Below are 13,319 nucleotides of genomic sequence, written 5' to 3' on the forward strand. Positions count from 1 at the left end.
CGCAACCTTCGCTACGGGCGGACCTGCTTGGCGATGGAATCGAGAAGGCCGTTGGCGAAGCCGCTCTCGCGCTTGTCGTAGAAGGCGTGGGCGACGTCGACATATTCGGAGATGACCGAGCCGACGGGCACGTCCGGGCGCGCGATCAGCTCGTAGGTTCCGGCGCGCAGAATCGCGCGCATCGGGCGGTCCAGGCGATCGAGCGTCCATCCGGTTGCGAGGTTGCCGCTGATCGCTTCGTCGATCTCGGCGCGGCGGGCGTCGGCGCCGCTGACGATGTCGTCGAAGAAGTCGCGCTCCGCGTCGATGTAGTGGTCGTCCTCGATCTTCGCCCCCAGCCGATGATCATGGAATTCCTTGAGCAGCCGGGCGACCGGAGTTCCCTCCATCTCCTGCTGGTACAGCGCTTGCACCGCGGCGAGGCGGGCGGCTGAGCGGGATCGGGATCGGGCGGCGGTGGTCATTGCGGCGCGGCTGTAGCCACGCCTTGGCCGGCAAGGAAGGGGGCAAGCGCTGCCGCCACGTCGTCCGGCGCCTCCCAGGGGGCGAAGTGGCCGGCGTCGGGAAGCCGCGCCACCTGAAGGTCGTCGACCAGCTCTTCGAGTCCGTCGAGCTGGACGGGCAGAAGCGCCGGGTCCTTCATTCCCCACACGACGAGGGTCGGTATGCGGATTTTCCTGGAGAGCCGAAGCAGCATGTCGGGCAGCGGCACAGTGATTCCGGGCGGAGGGACGACCAGCGGCGATGCGCGATACCAGTTGAGCATCGCGGTGAGCGCCCCCGGCTGCGACCAGTCGGCGATGTACTGTCGCTTTTCTGACTCCGGGATCAGCGCCAGGTCCACATGGCCGGAAAAGGTCTTGTCGAAGAACCAGTCGAACCCTTGCGCCTCGACCAGCTTTTCGAATCCCGGAGCCCGGAACGCACTGATATATTGCGATGCGGATCGCTGGTCCGAATCCTCGATCAGGCTCTTCTGGAAGATGCGCGGGTGTGGCGAATTGATGATCGCGAGGCGGGTCAGCCTCGGCTCGCCCCGCATCGCAGCGGCCCAGGCGACCGCCCCGCCCCAATCATGGCCTACGAGCGCGAAATCGCTGGTCGACAGGGCGTCGGCGAGCGCGAACAGGTCCGCGACCAGTTTGTCCGTCTTGTAAGCCTCGACCTCCTGCGGTCGGTCCGAGCCGGCAAAGCCACGCTGGTCGGGTATCACCAGCCGGAAGCGGCCGTTCAGAAGCGGCGCGATCGCCCGCCAGGTGCGGTGCGATTCGGGAAAGCCGTGGAGGAGGATGACCGGCGATGCGTCCGCGGGGCCATCCAAAGCGACGTTGAGCGTAACTCCGGTGGAGAGTTTCACCCTCCGGAATTCGGTCACGGATAGCTGACCGTCATCGGAATTTCCGGAAGCGGGATGAACTCGTCATGGTCGTCGGGCGGAAGGTCGAATTCCCCCGCCCTCCACGCGCGCTTCGCCTCGTTGATCCTCTCGCGGCTCGACGAGACGAAGTTCCACCAGACGTGCCGCTCGCCGTCCATCGGGGCTCCCCCGCACAGCATCAGACGTGCGCCTTCGGTCGTCTTGAGCATCGGGCGGTGCCCGGGCGCCAGGATCACCAGGTGCTGGACTTCGAGTGCCGCGCCATCGACGCTGAGGTCGCCGTCCAGAAGGTAGAGCGCGCGCTCGTCGGCTTCATGCTCGATCTCGAGCTTCGAGCCCGGCGGCATCACTATCGCGGAATAGATCGTGGGCGAATGGCAGATGACCGGCGATGTCGAGCCCCAGCCGTCGCCCATGATCAGCCGGACCTCGACCCCGTCGACGTCGATCAGGGGCAGGTCGCCGGCGGGGGTGTGCTCGAAAGCGGGCTCAACCTCTTCCTTCGCCTTGGGCAGGGCGATCCAGGTCTGGATTCCGTTCAGGTGGGCCCCGTCCGCGCGTTCGTCCGGCGGAGAGCGCTCGCTGTGCGAAATCCCGTGGCCGGCGGTCATCAGGTTCACCGCCCCGGGCTCGATCCGCTGGCGCGAGCCGATGCTGTCGCGGTGCATGATCGATCCGGCGAACAAATAGGTCACCGTCGCAAGGTTGATGTGGGGGTGGGGGCGGACGTCGATGCCCTGGCCCGGGGAAAGCTTGGCGGGCCCCATCTGGTCGAAGAAGATGAACGGGCCGACCATCGTCCGCTGCTTGTGCGGCAGGGTCCGGTGAACCTTGAACCCGCCGAGGTCGTGAGTGACCGGCGCGAGCGTCTGCAGGATCGAGTCGCTCATTCCCCCGGTGCCTTCGCGCGGATCGATAGTGCATGCACGCGCTCTCCCACGAGGTCGCCAAGCGCCGCGTGAACCATCCGTTGCCGCTCGACCCGCGACTTGCCTTGGAATGCGGCGCTTTCGATGATCAACGTGAAGTGGCTCTCGCCGGCCGGGTTGTAGCCGCCGTGGCCCCGGTGCTTTTCGCTGTCGTCTATCAGCTCCACTTTTGTCGGGCTGAGGGAATCGAGGCGGCGCAGCATTTCCTGTGCAACCGGTCCGGTGGCGAGCGCGTCCATACGACCTATATAATGACGTTCGCCGTGCGAGGAACCACGTGAAGATATCGATCACCAAAGGAGCGTCAGCGGATCGCATCGAGGCACGGCGGCCAGATGGGTCCGTCGTCAGTACGAGCTTTCCGCACAAAGGCCCGATACCCCACGACGCGGTTCACTTCTTCGTCGAATCGGGTCTCGGCATCGACAGCGCTTTCTGGGGGCTGGTGGAGGCTGGCAAGCATCCGGAAGAGGTGCAGGATCTAGCCAAGGCGGCCGGCCATGCGAGCGCGGGACGGCCATCGATCCCCGATGCCTATTTCGTGCCCGTCATCCAGGCGGAGCGAATCGTTGAATGTTTCGAGGCGGATTTGTGGGGCGGCACCGGCGACCCTGAGTCCTTCCGCGACATGGTTCGGGCCGGCTGCGAGCAGTCACTGGTTCCCAACTTCCCGATCACCGATGCTGCAATCCAGTCCGTAAGGGATCGGATCGCAGAGTTCCGCAGGCAGTGGGAGGCGCTGTCCGTCGGAGGAAGTTGCGAGCTCGATTGGGACGCGCAGCGGACTGCGGCATGAACACGGCACGAATGCACGGCAAGATCGAAGGTGCAACGGGGCGCTGCGACGTTCCCGGCTGCACCGGCGTGGGCGAGTATAAGGCGCCGATCCAGCCGGCGAACTTCGACGGTCCGGGCGAGTGGCGGATGCTGTGCCTGGATCACGTCCGGCAGCACAATTCGAAATATAACTATTTCGAAGGGATGAGCCCGGACGAGATCAGTGAGGCGCAGGGGCCGCTTGCCGGATGGCAGCGGCCGAGCCGCCGCTTCGCGCACGCCGCCGACCCGATGCCGGCGTGGAGCGACTTCTCCGACCCGCTCGACGCGATCGCCGCAAGCTTCCGGCGCGCCGACCGCGGTCCTCCGCAGAGGTTCACACCCAACGAGAAACGGGCGCTCGGAACGCTCGGGCTCGCCGACGATGCCGACCTCCATTCGGTCCGCAAACGCTATTCGCAGCTCGTCCGCCGATTCCACCCGGACCGCAACGGCGGCGACCGAAGCCACGAAAAGAAGCTCGGGCAGGTGATCGACGCCTGGCAGACGCTGAAGGCCGCCAGGGCGTTCGCCGACTGATCAGTCGCGGTCCGGAGCGCCATACGGAAAGTAGGCGCGGTAGGGCCGGGCATCATCGACGCAGCGGGCCACTTCGGGCAGCGCCAGCAGCTCGGCGCGCAGCGCTGCGAGACGCGGGCAATCGCCGGGAATGGGCTCGACCCAGTCCGCATAGAATAGCGACGGCGCCGCCGCGCAGGTGACCAGCGAGACGTGCGGCGGCAGCGTATTGGCGCCGAGCCACCGCTCGAGCCAGACATAGGCGCGCCGCAGCAGCGCCTTACCCGCCGCGATCTCCGTCTCAAGGGGCTCGTCGCGCAACCCGCCGGCGGCCGGGTCGTCCCTGTTGACGAAGTGGGCCGCGATGACCCGTTGCATGTTGCCCATCACGTAATGATCGAAGACGCGGTCGAGCATGCGCGTGACGACGGCTTCGGCCGGATCGGCGGGAATGAGCGGTGCGGGCCCTGGATGGTGGACCGCGAGATGCTCGATGATGCTGCTCGTTTCGACGACGACGGCGTCGCCGTCGGTCAGCACCGGGAATTGGCCCGAAGGGTGCGCCTTGCCGGTGAAGCTTTCGTACTTCGGCACCGACTGGTCGATCTCGCGAAACTCGAACGCAGTGCCGTTGGCGTAAAGCGCGATAAGCGCCTTCCAGGTATAAGAGGAAAACGGATGGCCGTAGAGTTGAAGGCTCACCAGCGTCCCTCGCGCATCTTTTCTCTTCGCTCGAGTTCCTGTTCGCTCGGCGGCTTGGTTTCGAAGCTGCCCGTCTGGACATCGCCCGCCGGTTCGTAAGTCGCGATGACCACGCCTGTGTTCGAGACGAAGTGATCGACCAGCTTCAGCGTGCCCGCTTCCAGCGAGCCGTCGAAGATGCTTTTGCCTTCGCCCAGGACGACGGGGAAGGTCATCAGCATCAGCCGGTCGATCAGCCTGGCCGAAAGCAGGCCGGGATAAAGCGTGCTGCTTCCCTGGATGAGCAGGTCGCGGCCCTCGCTTCGCTTCAGCTCAGCGACCGCCTCGGAGGTCTCGCCTGCCAGACGATGGCTGTTCTGCCACTCCAGCGGCTCGTCGGAATGGGTTAGCACATATTTGTTGATGCCCTGGAATTTCTCGCCGACCGGATTGTCCTGGTTGTAGGGCCAGTAGCCGGCAAAGATGTCGTACGTCCGCTTGCCCAGAAGCAGGTCGTAGTCGCCCATGATGACGCCCTCGAATGGGCCCATGTCCTCGCCCCAGAGCGGCTGTACCCAGCCCCCGAACCGGAAGCTGCTGGTGGGATCCTCCTCGGGTCCGCCCGGAGCCTGCATGACCCCGTCGAGCGACTGGAACACCGCGCCGGTAAGCTTACGCATGCGCCGGAACGCCTTCCGCAAGCCCGGCCAGCTGCTCGGCAACGGCGTTCCAGCCTTGCTCGAAGCCCATCTCGCGGTGCTTTTCCATCGCCTCGGCCGTCCAGTGGCGGGCGGTTGCCCGGTACAAAGTGCCGTCGCCGTCGGGCTCGATCTCGAAGATGCCCACCATGAACGGCTCGTGCGGCTTCCACCCTGGCGTGAAGGCGTCGGTGAAGGCGAAGCGCCGCTCGGGCTCATACTCCAGGAGGACTCCGCCGACGCTCTCCTCGCCCTGGCAATCGGCTTCGCCGTTGGGGCCGCGCATGATGAGGTGGAAAGCGCCTCCGGCTTTCCATTCCAGCTTGTCGATCGTGGTCGACCACGGCTTCGGGCACCACCATTCTGTGATGCGGTCGGTCATCACCTGCCACACTCGCGACGGAGGCGCGTCGATCCGCCGTTCGACCGAGAGATCGTAGCTCATGCTTCCACTCCTTCGACCGCACGGTCGAGAGCAGCAATGTCGATCTTGGTCATGTCCATCATCGCGGTGAAGGCGCGCTTAGCGCGCTCGCCGCCCTCGCTCATCAGGTCCATCAGCCGCTGCGGAGTGATCTGCCAGGAATAGCCCCAGCGATCCTTGCACCAGCCGCAGGCGCTTTCCTGGCCGCCATTCTGGGTGATGGCGTTCCAATAGCGGTCGGTCTCTTCCTGGTCGGCAGTGAAGACCATGAAGCTGACGGCCTCGTTCGGCTTGAAATTGGGGCCGCCGTTCAATCCATAGAAGGGGCGGCCGAGGACGGTGAACTCGACGGTCAGCTCTTCGCCCTCCTCGCCGCCGGGATAGTCGGTGGGGGCAGGGTTGCGATGGCCGACATGGCTGTCGGGGAAAACGGAAGCGTAGAATTCGGCCGCCTTGCGCGCCTCGCCTTTGTCGAACCACAGGCAGGTGGTCAGTCTGTTGTCAGCCATCATTGCTCTCCTCATTCGCCGCCGACGAGCGCGAATTCGGCGCCCTGGGGATCCGTCCCGATGAGGATCCAGTCGCCCGTCGGCACCTGGTGCGGGCCCATGGCGATCGTGCCGCCGCCCGATTCCGCGGCTGCTTTCGCCACCGCGATCGAGGGAACTCGGAAATAATAGCGCCACTTGGGCTGCTGGCCCGGCATCACTCCGCAGACCGCGCCGATGCGGACTCCACCATGATCCCAGAAGCGGTATTTCCCCATCGCGCCCATATCCATGAAGTCGTCGCTGACCCAGCCGAAACGCTCGCCGTAGAACCCTCGGGCGGCTTCGGGATCGCTGGTCGAGAGCTCGTTCCAGCCAACCCTTTCGACTTCGGTCGGGGAAAAGACGTCGCTCCTGGCGTCGGGATCGCCGCCGGGTGGGATCGGCTTCATCACGTAGAAAGCCGCACCCTGCGGATCCGCGACCATCGCGATCCGGCCGACGCCGGGAACATCGAACGGCGGCATCAACGCCTTGCCTCCGCCGCGCTCGATCCCGGCGACGCTGCCATCGACGTCGTCGACGAATAGATAGCCGAGCCAGGTCGGCCGCGCGCCGTGGGAGCGCATCGAATCGTCGATCTGGAGCACTCCCCCGGCATTGCCTCCATCGCTGCGTTCGATGCCGCGATAGTCGACCTCGCCGGGCATCCGCTCGCCGAACGTCCATCCAGGAACGACCGCCGAGTAGAACCGGCCCGCCGCCCCGGCGTCGGAGGTCATCAGCTCGTACCAGATGAAATCGCCGTGCGGGTCTTGCCGGCTGTCCGCAGTTGCGGGAGCCGCTTCGGTGCGGGCGTCGCTCATGTCGTCGACCTCCTTTCGCCGGGTTCGATCCGGATCAGGCGTTGGCGGGAGTCGGAGCCTGCTGCGCGGGCTGCGACTCGGCCGTGTCGAGGACCTTCTCGAACCCGCCCCAGAACATGCGCTGTCCGGCGAACGGCATTTCACCTTCCGGCTTCAGGCTCTCGTCGGCCATGATGGTCTTCCACGCCTCGTCGCGCGTCCCCTTGTCGGGCCATTCGATGAACGAGAAGACGACGGTTTCGCCGTCCTCGGCCTTCACCGCGCGATAGAAGTCGGTGACCTTGCCGTGGTTCACGTCGTCGGCGATCGCCTCGACGACGCGCGTGGCGCCGTTCTTGCGGAAGGTCTTTGCCATCTTCGAGGCAAGCTCGCGGTAGGCGTCGCGCTTACCTTCGGGAACCGGAACAACGAAGCCGTCGGCATAGCTGCCCCCGGCCGAGCCTTCCTCGACGATCGCGTCGAAGCCGCCCACGATCATTCGCTTGGCGTCGAAGGGCATGCTCTCGCCCATGTCCTGCATGCGCGGGTCGTTCATCATCTTCTCGTTGGTCGAATCGCGGCTCGTCCTGTCCGGATATTCGAACCAGGCGAAGACGACCTTCTCGTCCGGCTTGGCATCGACCGCCTTGCGGAAGTCGGTGACCTTGCCCTCGGGAACGTCGCTGTCCCAGGCTTCGACGTGCCGCCTGACCCCGAACTCACGCATGATTGGCGCAAAGTCGCTTGCCGACTTCACGTAGGCGTCCCTGTTGGCTTCGGGGACGGGCGCTACGAATCCTTCGAAATAGGTCATGCTGCTTCTCCTTGGGGTTCGTTCTCGCGAAATGTCGCGAGCTGCTCTTCGAGGGCGCGCTTGAAGGCGGGCCGCGCCTGGCCGCGGGCGACATAGTCGCGAAGGTTGGGGTAGGGCTCGAGCAGCCTGGCGCGCTCGGCGAGCCGAAGGACGGTCACCATCATCAGGTCGCCGATCGTGAAGCGCTCGCCCTCTAGCCATGTCTTGTCGCCGAGGCGGTCGGAGAGTTGCCCGAGCCGAAGGCTGGAAAGGTGATCGAAGGCGGGCTTGCTCGGCTCTGCCCACTCCTGGTCCGCCCAGAAATTGTTGAGCAGCGCCCTGAACTGAACGAACGGTTCGACGCTGCTGACCGCCGCATAGGTCCACTGAATGGCGCGGAGCCGTTCCCGCGGGTCGCGCGGCAACAGCGCCTCGCTCTTCTCGCCGATATATTGGAGGATCGCGCCGCTTTCGAAGATCCGCACGGTGCCGTCCTTCAGGCAGGGGACCTGTTCGAACGGCTGGTCTTCGCGATAGCCTTCGGGCCGCTCGAGGCCGATCAGCACCCGGTAGTCGAGGCCCGCTTCACCGAGCGCCCAGCGGACTCGAAGATCCTTCACCAGTCCTTGAGCGCCCTCGGGCACCCAGCGGAAGGCGGTCACTTCGATGTCGGCGTTGGGATCGATCGCCATGTCAGGCCTCCGCCGCCTCGGCGGGGTGCGCGCCTTTTTCGGCGAAGTTGGCGTCCATCCAGACCGGCTCCCAATGATGGCCGTCGGGATCCTCGAAGCTCCGCCCATACATCATCTCGGGCATGTCATTCTTCGGGCCTGGATCGGCCTTGCCGCCCGCCGACGTCGCGGCTTCGACCATCTCATCGACCGCCGCCGGGCTGTCGCAGGAAATGGCGAGCAGAGCGGCGCTCGACGCGTGGGCATCGGCGATCGGCTTGCTCGTGAAGCCCGAATAGAATTCGTGGCGAAGGAGCATCACCGAGATTGTATCGGAAAACACCATCATTGCCGCCTGCTCATTGCTGAACTTCGGCTCCTTGCGGGCACCAATCGCCTCATAGAAGCGAACCGAGCGGTCTAGGTCCGTCACCGGCAGGTTGATGAAGATCATTCGTGACATCGCCGTTTCCCCTCGATTGCGACTCGATTCGCTTGCTTTTTGACTCTCTGAGTTATAAATTGCAACCATGCAGTTAGAAAAAACAACTAAACCGCGACAAAAAGAGGGAAAACGCGGATATGGCGATGCCTGCGGGCTTGCTCATGCGCTCGAGCTGATCGGCGAACGCTGGGCCATGCTGGTGATGCGCGAGCTGATGTTCGGCCCGCGGCGCTTTTCAGGGCTGAAGCGCGATCTTCCTGGGATCAGCGCCAATGTTCTCGCGCAGCGGCTCGCTGAGCTCGAGGACCGCGGGCTGGTCAGGCGCGCCAGGCTTCCACCGCCCGCTTCCGTGCAGGTGTACGAAGCGACCGAATGGGGGCTTGAGGCGGCGCCCGTCCTCGGCGTGCTCGGCAAATGGGCGGCCAGGAGCCCGCTTCACGACCCCAGCCTTCCGATCAGCCATGTGTCGGTGATGATGTCGCTGCAGACGATGTTCGAGCCGGAGCTAGCCGGCGACTTCGTGGCAACGGCCCGCTTCCGGCTCGGCGACGTGACTTACTGCGCGGATGTGCGCAAAGGCCGCATCGACGTTCGCCGGGGCGAGCCGGAGCAGTGTGACTTTACGGTCACTGCGGAGCCTGCCCAACTGGCCGGCGTGGTCTATGGCGGGGCCCCGATCGATGTTATACGGATCGACGGAGACCTCGCGCTTGCCAAGCGTTTCGTGACGCTGTTCCCCTTGCCGCCGAAAGTCGCCTGAATCCCATCGACGCACTGTCTTGAGGCACGATTGCCTCTCGCTTAAGGCCCGAACCGATGAACGATATTGCCAACGTGAACCCCGAAAGCCGAAGCGAAACCGTGATGGCCGCGCCCGACCGGATGGTGAAGGTGCGTGATGCGTTCGGCGTCGATTCCGACATGGAGGTTCCGGCCTTCAGCGAGGCCGACGAGCGAGTGCCCGACCTCGACCCGGCTTACGTTTTCGACCCGAACACGACGCTTGCGGTCTGCGCCGGGTTCGCCCGCAACCGCCGGGTGATGGTCCAGGGCTATCACGGCACCGGCAAGTCGACCCACATCGAGCAGGTGGCCGCGCGGCTCAACTGGCCGATGATCCGGATCAACCTGGACGCCCACATCAGCCGCATTGACCTAGTCGGCCGCGACGCGATCGTCCTTCGCGACGGCCAGCAGGTGACGGAGTTCCGCGAAGGCCTTCTTCCCTGGGCTTTGCAGCACCCGGTCGCGCTCGTGTTCGACGAATATGATGCGGGGCGGCCGGACGTGATGTTCGTGATCCAGCGAGTGCTGGAATCGGAAGGCAAGCTGACGCTTCTCGACCAGAACCGGGTGATCCGCCCGAACCCATGGTTCCGGCTGTTCGCGACGACCAACACCGTCGGCCTCGGCGACACCACCGGCCTCTATCACGGCACCCAGGCGATCAATCAGGGGCAGATGGACCGCTGGAACATCGTCAGCACCCTCAATTACCTGCCCGCCGCGGTCGAGGCTCAGATCGTGCTCGCCAAGTCGGGCGAATATGACAATCCCGACGGCAAGGGCACGGTCGAGAAGATGATCAAGGTCGCCGACCTGTCGCGGCAGGGCTTCATCAACGGCGACATATCGACCGTGATGAGCCCGCGGACGGTGATCAGCTGGGCGCAGAACGCTTTGATCTTCGGCGACGTCGGCTTCGCCTTCAGGGTCTCGTTCCTCAATAAGTGCGACGAGTCCGAACGCTCGATCGTCGCCGAATATTATCAGCGCGTCTTCGGTCAGGACCTTCCGGAAAGCGTGGTCGGGACAGCAGCCTAATGGCTGAGCGGATCGACCTGTTTCGTCGCGCCCTCGCCGGCGCGGCCCGGGCGATCGCTCGCGATCCGGAAATCGACGTGGTGTTCGCGTCGGAGACCGCGTCCCCGGCGCCGAGAGCGGCGCGGGTGCCTTCCCCGGGGCCGGGCCTCGAGCCCAAGTTGGTCGCGGAAGCTCGCGGTGCAGCCGATTCTGCGGCGCTCCGGCTTCGTCACCACGACGTCCGGCTTCACAATTCTCTCGCTCCCGCTGATCCCGAGGCCCGGGCCGTGTTCGATGCGCTCGAGACCGCGCGGATCGAAGCCCTTGGCGCGCGGGCAATGGCAGGAGTGCGCGCCAACCTCGCCCAGCTTGCCGACGCGCGGGTGCGCGGCGACGCAATCACACGCGCTCGAAGCGCTGAAGAAGTGCCATTGGCAACCGCAATCGGACTGATTGCCCGCCAGCGGCTAAGCGGGGAGGCGGCTCCGAAAGCGGCTCAGGCGGGCCTCAAGCTGGTCGAGCCATGGGTCGAGGAAAAGGGCGCAGCCGAGCTCGATTCGCTGGCGCTCACGCTCGACGACCAGGCGGCCTTCGCCCGGCTGTCGCGGCAACTGCTCGAGGACCTCGATCTCGCAAGCGCCGCCGAGGAGGGCGAGGATCCGCTTGAGGACACGGGTGAGGAAGAGGGCGACGAGGCGGCCGGGGACGAAGGCGAAGACGAAGGCGAATCGACTCCCCAGAGCGGCGATAGCGAAATGCGCGCCGAGCAGTCGGATGACAGCGCCGACGAGGAGCAGGCTGCCGAGGACAATGATCCCGACGACGACCAGCTTTCCGAAGGCGACGAGACCACCGACAGCGGCCAGCCCGGCCAGGCGCGCCGCAACTGGGAGCTGGCCCCGCCCAGCGACTACAAGCCGTTCACCACCCAGTTCGACGAGATGATCGAAGCCGGGGAGCTTTGCGACGAGGCGGAGCTCAACCGACTGCGGCTCTATCTCGACCAGCAGATCGGCGGCCTTTCGGGAATCGTCACCAAGCTCGCCAACCGCCTCCAGCGAAGGTTGATGGCGCAGCAGGCGCGAAGCTGGGACTTCGACCAGGAAGAAGGAATGCTCGACGCGGCCCGGCTCGCCCGGGTGATCGTCAATCCCGGCCATTCGCTGAGCTACAAGGTGGAGCGCGAGACCGAGTTCAAGGACACGATCGTCTCGCTTCTGATCGACAATAGTGGCTCGATGCGAGGGCGGCCCATCGCCATCGCCGCCATCTGCGCCGACATTCTCGCTCGGACGCTGGAGCGTTGCGGAGTCGCGAGTGAAATCCTCGGCTTCACGACGCGGGCGTGGAAGGGCGGCCAGAGCCGCGAGGCCTGGCTAGCTGCCGGTCGTCCGGCGCATCCGGGGCGCCTCAACGACCTTCGCCACATCGTCTACAAGCGCGCGGACGAGCCGTATCGCCATTCGAAGCGCAGCCTTGGCCTGATGATGCGCGAAGGGCTGCTCAAGGAAAATATCGACGGGGAAGCGCTTCTCTGGGCGCACCAGAGGCTGATCGCCCGGACCGAGGAGCGGCGGATCCTGATGGTGATCTCCGACGGCGCGCCGGTCGACGATTCGACCGCCTCGGCCAACGGCGGGACATATCTGGAGCGACACCTCCGACAGGTAATCGCTTGGATCGAGCAGCGCTCGCCGGTGGAACTTGTCGCGATCGGGATCGGCCATGACGTGACGCGTTATTACGAGCGCGCCGTCACTATCATGGACGCCGAGCAGCTAGGGGGTGCGATGATCGAGCAGCTCGCCCAGCTGTTCGACATGCATTGAGTGTGGCCAGAAGGTTAGGCCCGGCGCGATCTCTCGCGGCCGGGCCCGCCCCCGATACTCTACCGGAGGGCAATCTAACGGCATCGCTGCCGCACCATGTGCAGCGGGGAGAAAGGGGGAAACCCCGCTACGTGAGTAACTTATGCACGAGTCGCGGGATATCGCGGCTGAACGTCAGGTGCAGCCCGCATTCATGGTTTCAGACGGTTGGGAAAGCCGTGGCAGCGCCTCAGGCGGCGGCCGCTTCGCCTTGCTTTTTGGCGATCTCGCGCTTGAGCTTGCGAGCCTTGGTCGACAGCTTTTCGTCGCTTGTCTTGACCAGCCAGTTGTCGAGGCCGCCGACATGCTCGACCGAGCGAAGGCCATGGGTCGAGACCCGCAGCTTCACGCTGCGCTCGAGGGCGTCGGAAATGAGCGTGACGTCCTGCAAATTGGGCAGGAACACCCGCTTGGTCTTGTTATTGGCGTGGGAAACGTTGTTTCCCACCTGCCGGCCCTTGCCGGTCAGCTCGCATACGCGCGACATGTGGCTAATCCTGATTTTGTCTCGGCCCCAAAGGGCCAAAATGCGCGCGTCCGTTAGCCTCTCCCTCCATCCTCGTCAATGTGCGGGTGCAACCTCGCGACGAACTTCGGCGTTCATTGCTCGTCGTCTGGTCGACACAAGCGGCAGGGAATTACCAATGCGTGCGATTATATTCATTCTCATCCTGGCGGTGATTGCGCTTCTGATTGCAGTGGCCACAGGCTTTCTGAACATCAGCCAGACCCGTGAGGCGAGGGCGCCCCAGCTCAGCACCGACGGGAAGAGCGTCAGCGCCCGCGGCGGCCAGACGCCTGCGTTCGACGTCGAAACCGGGTCGGTCTCGGTCGGCACCAAGCAGAAGAAGGTCGCGGTGCCGAGCCTCGAGGTCAATCCGCCTGACGGGGGCAATCAGGAGACAGCGAACGCCACGACCAACGGGGCCTAGCCGCGCCGGAGAATGACAGCCCACCTCGC

General features: G+C 65.0%; 19 protein-coding genes. 6 read left to right on the forward strand and 13 right to left on the reverse strand.

Features of this window, described 5'->3' with window-relative positions; all coding sequences use genetic code 11:
- Positions 1–11: 11 nt before the first annotated feature.
- From nusB to LZ519_RS10025, 4 genes are read right to left on the reverse strand one after another with little or no spacing between them, the layout of a single operon-like run.
- A complete protein-coding gene (nusB, locus tag LZ519_RS10010; RefSeq protein ID WP_249868528.1) occupies positions 12–464 on the reverse strand; it encodes a transcription antitermination factor NusB in 453 nt (150 codons plus the stop codon).
- A complete protein-coding gene (locus LZ519_RS10015) occupies positions 461–1,375 on the reverse strand; it encodes an alpha/beta fold hydrolase (RefSeq protein ID WP_249868529.1) in 915 nt (304 codons plus the stop codon). Before LZ519_RS10015 ends, nusB begins: the two co-directional genes overlap by 4 nt.
- A complete protein-coding gene (locus LZ519_RS10020) occupies positions 1,372–2,268 on the reverse strand; it encodes a pirin family protein (protein WP_249868530.1) in 897 nt (298 codons plus the stop codon). Before LZ519_RS10020 ends, LZ519_RS10015 begins: the two co-directional genes overlap by 4 nt.
- A complete protein-coding gene (locus tag LZ519_RS10025; RefSeq protein ID WP_249868531.1) occupies positions 2,265–2,546 on the reverse strand; it encodes a BolA family protein in 282 nt (93 codons plus the stop codon). The genes LZ519_RS10020 and LZ519_RS10025 overlap by 4 nt, the downstream gene beginning before the upstream one ends.
- A 38-nt stretch (positions 2,547–2,584) precedes the next feature.
- Here LZ519_RS10025 and LZ519_RS10030 point away from each other — a divergent pair, with 38 nt between their 5' ends.
- Positions 2,585–3,103: a hypothetical protein gene (locus LZ519_RS10030; RefSeq protein WP_249868532.1), complete on the forward strand. Its 519-nt coding sequence runs from the start codon at positions 2,585–2,587 to the stop codon at positions 3,101–3,103.
- Complete coding sequence (locus LZ519_RS10035; RefSeq protein WP_249868533.1) at positions 3,100–3,663, forward strand: J domain-containing protein; 564 nt, start codon at positions 3,100–3,102, stop codon at positions 3,661–3,663. The genes LZ519_RS10030 and LZ519_RS10035 overlap by 4 nt, the downstream gene beginning before the upstream one ends.
- On the opposite strand, the gene LZ519_RS10040 is transcribed toward LZ519_RS10035, so the two are convergent.
- The 8 genes from LZ519_RS10040 to LZ519_RS10080 are packed head-to-tail and all read right to left on the reverse strand — an operon-like array spanning position 3,664 to position 8,705.
- Positions 3,664–4,344 (reverse strand): glutathione S-transferase family protein, encoded by a 681-nt coding sequence (locus LZ519_RS10040; RefSeq protein WP_249868534.1) that lies wholly within the window; start codon positions 4,342–4,344, stop codon positions 3,664–3,666.
- Complete coding sequence (locus tag LZ519_RS10045) at positions 4,341–5,003, reverse strand: dihydrofolate reductase family protein (RefSeq protein WP_249868535.1); 663 nt, start codon at positions 5,001–5,003, stop codon at positions 4,341–4,343. The genes LZ519_RS10040 and LZ519_RS10045 overlap by 4 nt, the downstream gene beginning before the upstream one ends.
- Complete coding sequence (locus tag LZ519_RS10050) at positions 4,996–5,466, reverse strand: SRPBCC domain-containing protein (RefSeq protein WP_249868536.1); 471 nt, start codon at positions 5,464–5,466, stop codon at positions 4,996–4,998. The genes LZ519_RS10045 and LZ519_RS10050 overlap by 8 nt, the downstream gene beginning before the upstream one ends.
- Positions 5,463–5,957, reverse strand: a complete 495-nt coding sequence (locus LZ519_RS10055) for a VOC family protein (RefSeq protein WP_249868537.1) — start codon at positions 5,955–5,957, stop codon at positions 5,463–5,465. Before LZ519_RS10055 ends, LZ519_RS10050 begins: the two co-directional genes overlap by 4 nt.
- Before the next feature lie 8 nt (positions 5,958–5,965).
- Entirely contained in the window at positions 5,966–6,799 is an 834-nt protein-coding gene (locus tag LZ519_RS10060) for a VOC family protein (protein WP_249868538.1), read from the reverse strand.
- 34 nt (positions 6,800–6,833) lie between these two features.
- The gene (locus LZ519_RS11685; RefSeq protein ID WP_348539394.1) at positions 6,834–7,592 is read right to left on the reverse strand and encodes a DUF1428 domain-containing protein; all 759 of its coding nucleotides are present in this window, start codon (positions 7,590–7,592) and stop codon (positions 6,834–6,836) included.
- The gene (locus LZ519_RS10075; protein WP_249868539.1) at positions 7,589–8,263 is read right to left on the reverse strand and encodes a glutathione S-transferase family protein; all 675 of its coding nucleotides are present in this window, start codon (positions 8,261–8,263) and stop codon (positions 7,589–7,591) included. The genes LZ519_RS11685 and LZ519_RS10075 overlap by 4 nt, the downstream gene beginning before the upstream one ends.
- 1 nt (position 8,264) lies before the next feature.
- Positions 8,265–8,705, reverse strand: a complete 441-nt coding sequence (locus LZ519_RS10080) for a VOC family protein (RefSeq protein ID WP_249868540.1) — start codon at positions 8,703–8,705, stop codon at positions 8,265–8,267.
- Positions 8,706–8,772: 67 nt separating this feature from the next.
- Here LZ519_RS10080 and LZ519_RS10085 point away from each other — a divergent pair, with 67 nt between their 5' ends.
- Genes LZ519_RS10085 through cobT form a run of 3 tightly spaced genes read left to right on the forward strand, consistent with a single transcriptional unit; the run spans position 8,773 to position 12,319 of the window.
- Positions 8,773–9,447, forward strand: coding sequence for a winged helix-turn-helix transcriptional regulator (locus LZ519_RS10085; RefSeq protein ID WP_283937317.1), 675 nt, complete (start codon positions 8,773–8,775; stop codon positions 9,445–9,447).
- A gap of 56 nt (positions 9,448–9,503) precedes the next feature.
- A complete protein-coding gene (gene cobS, locus LZ519_RS10090) occupies positions 9,504–10,511 on the forward strand; it encodes a cobaltochelatase subunit CobS (protein WP_249868542.1) in 1,008 nt (335 codons plus the stop codon).
- Complete coding sequence (gene cobT / locus LZ519_RS10095) at positions 10,511–12,319, forward strand: cobaltochelatase subunit CobT (protein WP_249868543.1); 1,809 nt, start codon at positions 10,511–10,513, stop codon at positions 12,317–12,319. Before cobS ends, cobT begins: the two co-directional genes overlap by 1 nt.
- A gap of 229 nt (positions 12,320–12,548) precedes the next feature.
- Here cobT and rpmB read toward each other — a convergent pair whose 3' ends face one another.
- On the reverse strand, positions 12,549–12,845 hold the full coding sequence (rpmB, locus tag LZ519_RS10100; RefSeq protein WP_249868544.1) for a 50S ribosomal protein L28: 297 nt from the start codon (positions 12,843–12,845) through the stop codon (positions 12,549–12,551).
- 157 nt (positions 12,846–13,002) lie between these two features.
- Between rpmB and LZ519_RS10105 the strand changes: the two genes are divergently transcribed.
- Positions 13,003–13,290, forward strand: a complete 288-nt coding sequence (locus LZ519_RS10105; RefSeq protein ID WP_249868545.1) for a hypothetical protein — start codon at positions 13,003–13,005, stop codon at positions 13,288–13,290.
- Positions 13,291–13,319: the final 29 nt, after the last annotated feature.

Origin of the sequence: Sphingomonas anseongensis (genome assembly GCF_023516495.1) — a bacterium.
In the GTDB taxonomy this organism is placed as follows: Bacteria; Pseudomonadota; Alphaproteobacteria; order Sphingomonadales; family Sphingomonadaceae; genus Sphingomicrobium; species Sphingomicrobium anseongensis.

Excerpts from the sequence above, each read along its gene's own strand:
- nusB (WP_249868528.1), bottom strand. The coding sequence starts at position 464 with ATGACCACCGCCGCCCGATCCCGATCCCGCTCAGCCGCCCGCCTCGCC.
- LZ519_RS10020 (WP_249868530.1), bottom strand. The coding sequence starts at position 2,268 with ATGAGCGACTCGATCCTGCAGACGCTCGCGCCGGTCACTCACGACCTC.
- LZ519_RS10025 (WP_249868531.1), bottom strand. The coding sequence starts at position 2,546 with ATGGACGCGCTCGCCACCGGACCGGTTGCACAGGAAATGCTGCGCCGC.
- LZ519_RS10035 (WP_249868533.1), top strand. The coding sequence starts at position 3,100 with ATGAACACGGCACGAATGCACGGCAAGATCGAAGGTGCAACGGGGCGC.
- LZ519_RS10045 (WP_249868535.1), bottom strand. The coding sequence starts at position 5,003 with ATGCGTAAGCTTACCGGCGCGGTGTTCCAGTCGCTCGACGGGGTCATG.
- LZ519_RS10050 (WP_249868536.1), bottom strand. The coding sequence starts at position 5,466 with ATGAGCTACGATCTCTCGGTCGAACGGCGGATCGACGCGCCTCCGTCG.
- LZ519_RS10055 (WP_249868537.1), bottom strand. The coding sequence starts at position 5,957 with ATGATGGCTGACAACAGACTGACCACCTGCCTGTGGTTCGACAAAGGC.
- LZ519_RS10060 (WP_249868538.1), bottom strand. The coding sequence starts at position 6,799 with ATGAGCGACGCCCGCACCGAAGCGGCTCCCGCAACTGCGGACAGCCGG.
- LZ519_RS11685 (WP_348539394.1), bottom strand. The coding sequence starts at position 7,592 with ATGACCTATTTCGAAGGATTCGTAGCGCCCGTCCCCGAAGCCAACAGG.
- LZ519_RS10075 (WP_249868539.1), bottom strand. The coding sequence starts at position 8,263 with ATGGCGATCGATCCCAACGCCGACATCGAAGTGACCGCCTTCCGCTGG.
- LZ519_RS10080 (WP_249868540.1), bottom strand. The coding sequence starts at position 8,705 with ATGTCACGAATGATCTTCATCAACCTGCCGGTGACGGACCTAGACCGC.
- LZ519_RS10085 (WP_283937317.1), top strand. The coding sequence starts at position 8,773 with ATGCAGTTAGAAAAAACAACTAAACCGCGACAAAAAGAGGGAAAACGC.
- cobS (WP_249868542.1), top strand. The coding sequence starts at position 9,504 with ATGAACGATATTGCCAACGTGAACCCCGAAAGCCGAAGCGAAACCGTG.
- cobT (WP_249868543.1), top strand. The coding sequence starts at position 10,511 with ATGGCTGAGCGGATCGACCTGTTTCGTCGCGCCCTCGCCGGCGCGGCC.
- rpmB (WP_249868544.1), bottom strand. The coding sequence starts at position 12,845 with ATGTCGCGCGTATGCGAGCTGACCGGCAAGGGCCGGCAGGTGGGAAAC.
- LZ519_RS10105 (WP_249868545.1), top strand. The coding sequence starts at position 13,003 with ATGCGTGCGATTATATTCATTCTCATCCTGGCGGTGATTGCGCTTCTG.